The sequence below is a fragment of the Dietzia sp. UCD-THP genome, assembly GCF_000349585.1.
In the GTDB taxonomy this organism is placed as follows: Bacteria; Actinomycetota; Actinomycetes; order Mycobacteriales; family Mycobacteriaceae; genus Dietzia; species Dietzia natronolimnaea_A.
In genome coordinates, this window is record NZ_KB714664.1 from 439 (window position 1) to 718 (window position 280).

Genomic DNA, 280 nt, shown 5'->3' on the forward strand with positions numbered 1-280 from the left:
GGATGAGCCGGGCACCGAGGATCCCGACACGGACGATCCGGATACCCCGACGAGCCCGACCGACGGGACGTCGCCCACCTCGCCCACGACGCCGCCCACGACCGAGCCGGGCGGTACCGAGCCCGTCGTGACGGATCCGACCACTCCCGGGACCAGCACTCCCGGCACCACCGAACCCGGCGACACCACCCCCACGGGGACCGGCTCGTCCGAGCAGCCGACGACGGTGCCCACCGTGACCGAGGCGCCGCAGGAACCGCAGCCGGGCCCGCTGACATCG

The 280-nt window shown here is 74.6% G+C and carries 1 pseudogene; it reads left to right on the forward strand.

Going from position 1 to position 280, the window contains the following annotated elements:
- Positions 1 to 280: pseudogene (locus H483_RS39765) on the forward strand (hypothetical protein); the annotation flags it as partial.